We start from the raw sequence: 4,255 nt of genomic DNA, 5'->3' as shown, positions 1-4,255 counted from the left end.
GGCGCTCTCCGACAGCTGCGCGGCGACCGCGCCGACGCCGGTGAACACCCACCCGACCGAGGCGAACGCGAGGCCGAACGCGAACGACCCGGCCGTCGACTCGCCCAGACCGGCCAGGCCGAGCGCGACGAGCAGGCCGATCACCGTGCTCGCGAGCAGCGCCACCACCACGGCGGCGGCCAGCGGCGCGTGCCGCCCGACGACGGCCGAGCCGATCAGCTCCAGCCGGCCGGTCTCCTCCTCCGCCCTGGTGTGCTGGGTGACCAGGAACATGCTCATCAGGCCGACCAGCAGCGCGCCGAACACGCCCCACCGCCAGGCCAGGACGCCGCCGGTCGTCGACGCGTCGTACAGCGGGCCGAGGATCGCCAGGAACGCCGGGTTGCCGCCCGCCGTCGCGCCCAGCTGCTGCCGCGCCTCCACCGTCCCGTACAGCTCGCCCACGGTCGACGCGGTGGACAGCGTGATGCCGACCAGGCCGATCAGCCACACGACCAGCAGCAGCCGGTCGCGGCGCAGCGCCAGGCGCACCAGCGCGCCGAGCCCGGTCACGACGACACCGCCCCGTCGGCCTCGCGGCGCGCGGGCAGCTCGTCCTCGTAGTGGCGCAGGAACAGCTCCTCCAGCGTGGGCGGCTGACTGGTCAACGTGCGGACGCCGCTGCCGACCAACGCCCGCAGCGCGCCGTCCAGCCGGTCGGTGTCGACCTCGAACCGCACCCGCTGCCCCTCCACCACCAGGTCGTGCACGCCGGGCAGGCCGGGCAGCCCGTCCGGCACGCCCACGAGCTCGGCCGACACGCTGGTGCGGGTGAGGTGGCGCAGGTCGGCCAGGGTGCCGGTCTCGACCGTGCGGCCGTTGCGGATGATGCTGACCCGGTCGCACAGCGCCTCGACCTCGGCCAGGATGTGGCTGGACAGCAGCACGGTCCGCTCGCCGCGCAGCTCGTGCACGCACTCCTGGAACACGGCCTCCATCAGCGGGTCCAGGCCGGAGGTCGGCTCGTCCAGGATCAGCAGCTCCACGTCCGAGGCCAGCGCGGCGACCAGCGCCACCTTCTGCCGGTTGCCCTTGGAGTAGGTGCGGCCCTTCTTGCGCGGGTCCAGCTCGAAGCGCTCCAGCAGCTCGGCCCGGCGCTTCTCGTCGAGCCCGCCGCGCAGCCTGCCCAGCAGGTCGATCACCTCGCCACCGGTCAGGTTCGGCCACAGGCTCACGTCACCGGGCACGTAGGCCAACCTGCGGTGCAGCGCGGCGGAGTCCCGCCACGGGTCGCCACCCAGCAGCGACGCCGATCCCGCGTCGGCCCGCAGCAGCCCCAGCAGGACCCGGATGGCCGTCGACTTGCCCGCCCCGTTCGGGCCGAGGAAGCCGTGCACCTCCCCCTGGCGGACGGTCAGGTCGAGACCGTCCAGTGCACGCGTCGGGCCGAACGTCTTGACCAGGCCCGACATGGATATCGCAGCAGTCATGACCAGAAGTTACAGCGATTTCACAAAGTCGTGAAGTTAAGGAAGCGTATAAACTGCCACCCGTCCGAAGGGCCACGAAGGGATGATCCGGCGGTGACACACGTGGGTGAGCGTGACGATCAGGCGGTGTTGCGCTTCATCGAGCGCTTCTCGGCGGTGTTCACCGAGTCCGGTCTGCCGAGGATGCCGTCGAGGGTCTTCGTCGCCCTGCTCGCCAGCGACTCCGGCGAGATGACCGCCGCGGAGCTGGCCGACCTGCTGCGCGTCTCCCCCGCCGCGATCTCCGGCGCGGTCCGCTACCTCGCCCAGGTCAACCTGGTCAGCCGCGAGCGGGCCGCGGGCTCGCGCCGCGACCTCTACCGGGTGTTCGACGACGTCTGGTACGAGGCCCTGTTCCGCCGCGACGAGATGCTCCGCCGCTGGGAGGGCCCCCTCAAGGAGGGCATCGGGGTGCTGGGCGAGCAGACGCCCGCAGGCAGGCGCGTCGTCGAGATGCTGATGTTCTTCCGGTTCATCCACGCCGAGCTGCCGAACCTGCTGGCGCACTGGCGGGCGTACCGCGACGAGCACCTGGGCGAGGACCGCTCCGCTGATCAGTCCTGATCGATCGTGATTCGACCCAGTTACGACTAACGGCGCTACTGGCGGGTCGGTTTTGTCCCGACCATGCAAGTGACCAGGTCGCTCCACCCCGTTCGCGCGGACGTCCCATCCCCTGCACCGCCGACCGACCGGCGCACCCGCCCGGCACGGTCGCGCAGCCCTGCCCACAAGGGAGAACCCTGTCATGGGAGACGCCCGCACCACCAGAAGACTGGCCGTGCTCGGCCTGGCCGCCGTGTCGGCCGCCGCGCTGGCCCTGTCGCAGGCCGGAGTGGCCGCCGCCGAGGGCGACGTGCTCGGCGCGGAACGAGCCGACGCCGTCCCCGGTTCCTACATCGTGGCCCTCGACGAGGCCGCGTCACCCCGATCGGCGTCCGCGTCGACCGCGTCCGCGCTCACCGACAAGTACGGCGGCCAGGTCCGCACGACCTGGCGGCACGCGCTCAACGGCTTCCACGCCACCATGTCCGCGGCGCAGGCCAGGCGGCTCGCCGCCGACCCGCGGGTCGCGTTCGTGCAGGCCGACCTGCCGGTCTCGCTCGACGCCGTCCAGCAGAACCCCCCGTCGTGGGGCATCGACCGGATCGACCAGCGCGACCTGCCGCTGGACAACGCCTACAACTACTCGACGACCGCGAGCAACGTGCGGGCGTACATCATCGACACCGGCATCCGGACCACCCACCAGGACTTCGGCGGCCGGGCCACCTGGGGCACCAACACCGTCGACACCAACAACACCGACTGCAACGGCCACGGCACCCACGTCTCCGGCACCGTCGGCGGCACCGCCCACGGCGTCGCCAAGGGCGTCCGCCTGATCGCCGTCAAGGTCCTCAACTGCTCCGGCTCCGGCACCACGGCGGGCGTCGTGAGCGGCGTGGACTGGGTCACCCAGAACGCCGTCAAGCCCGCGGTCGCGAACATGTCGCTGGGCGGCGGCGTCGACACCGCCCTGGACACCGCGGTGCGCAACTCCGTCGCCTCGGGCGTCACCTACGCGCTGGCGTCGGGCAACTCCAACGCCAACGCGTGCAACTACTCCCCCGCACGCGTCGCGGAGGCGCTGAGCGTGAACGCGTCGACCAACACCGACGCGCGCGCCTCGTTCTCGAACTTCGGCACCTGCACCGACCTCTTCGCGCCGGGCCAGAACATCACCTCGGCGTGGAACACCGACGACACCGCCACCAACACCATCAGCGGCACGTCGATGGCGTCGCCGCACGTCGCGGGCGCCGCGGCGCTGTACCTGGCGGACAACCCGACGGCCACCCCGCCGACGGTGAACGCGGCGATCGTCGCCGCCGCCACCTCCGACAAGATCACCAGCCCCGGCACCGGCTCGCCCAACAAGCTGCTGTTCACCGGCACGGCGACCCCCGGCGGCCCGAGCGTGGCCAACCCGGGCAACCAGTCGACCACCGTCGGCACCGCGGTCAGCCTCCAGCTGTCCGCCAGTGGCGGCACCGCGCCGTACGCGTTCTCCGCCACGGGTCTGCCGCCCGGCCTGTCGATCAGCTCCTCGGGCCTGATCAGCGGCACGCCGACCACCACGGGCACCTACTCGGTGACCGTGACGGCGACCGACTCGGCGTCGCGCACCGGCAGCACCGCGTTCTCGTGGACCGTCACGGCCGTCGGCAGCGGCTGCGACCCGGTCACCAACGACACCGACGTGACGATCGGGGACAACTCCGACGTCAGCAGCTCGATCGCGCTGACCTGCGCCGGCAACGCCTCGGCCACCACGACCGTGCAGGTCGACATCCGGCACACCTACATCGGTGACCTGGTCGTGGACCTGGTCGCGCCGGACGGCTCGGTCTACAACCTGCACAACCGCAGCGGCGGCAGCACCGACAACATCACCCGCAGCTTCACCGTGAACGCCTCCTCCGAGGCCGCCGCGGGCACCTGGAAGCTGCGCGTCCGCGACCAGGCCTCCCTGGACACGGGCTACCTCAACAGCTGGACGCTCGACGTCTGAGCGTGACGTGACCGGCGGGGCCGTCCCCTCCTGCGAGGAGGCAGCCCCGCCGCGTCGGGTCCCCGAGGGTCAGAGCTCCACGCCCAGCAGCGAGTCGACCGCCGCCCGGAACAGGGTCGGGCCGGTGGCGTCCGAGCCGCCGGTCGACAGGGCCTCCGCCGCCCACGCGTCCAGCGCCGCCAGCGCGCGCGGC

3 protein-coding genes and 1 pseudogene are annotated in these 4,255 nt (G+C 72.2%); 2 read left to right on the top strand and 2 right to left on the bottom strand.

All coding sequences use genetic code 11. From position 1 onward, the window contains the following. Positions 1–552 (bottom strand): annotated as a pseudogene (locus AB0G02_RS30145) (ABC transporter permease); the annotation flags it as partial. Next, positions 549–1,469 (bottom strand): ABC transporter ATP-binding protein, encoded by a 921-nt coding sequence (locus AB0G02_RS30140; RefSeq protein WP_360800595.1) that lies wholly within the window; start codon positions 1,467–1,469, stop codon positions 549–551. The pseudogene AB0G02_RS30145 and the gene AB0G02_RS30140, both read right to left, overlap by 4 nt. Positions 1,470–1,595: 126 nt before the next feature. Here AB0G02_RS30140 and AB0G02_RS30135 point away from each other — a divergent pair, with 126 nt between their 5' ends. Continuing rightward, entirely contained in the window at positions 1,596–2,072 is a 477-nt protein-coding gene (locus AB0G02_RS30135) for a MarR family transcriptional regulator (RefSeq protein ID WP_360800592.1), read from the top strand. A gap of 184 nt (positions 2,073–2,256) precedes the next feature. After that, positions 2,257–4,062, top strand: a complete 1,806-nt coding sequence (locus AB0G02_RS30130; RefSeq protein WP_360800589.1) for a S8 family serine peptidase — start codon at positions 2,257–2,259, stop codon at positions 4,060–4,062. Positions 4,063–4,255: the final 193 nt, after the last annotated feature.

It is taken from the genome of Actinosynnema sp. NPDC023658 (assembly GCF_040639995.1).
Taxonomy (GTDB): domain Bacteria; phylum Actinomycetota; class Actinomycetes; order Mycobacteriales; family Pseudonocardiaceae; genus Actinosynnema.
Note: the sequence above shows the minus strand (reverse complement) of the source record. Positions and strands in the feature narration are given on the sequence as shown.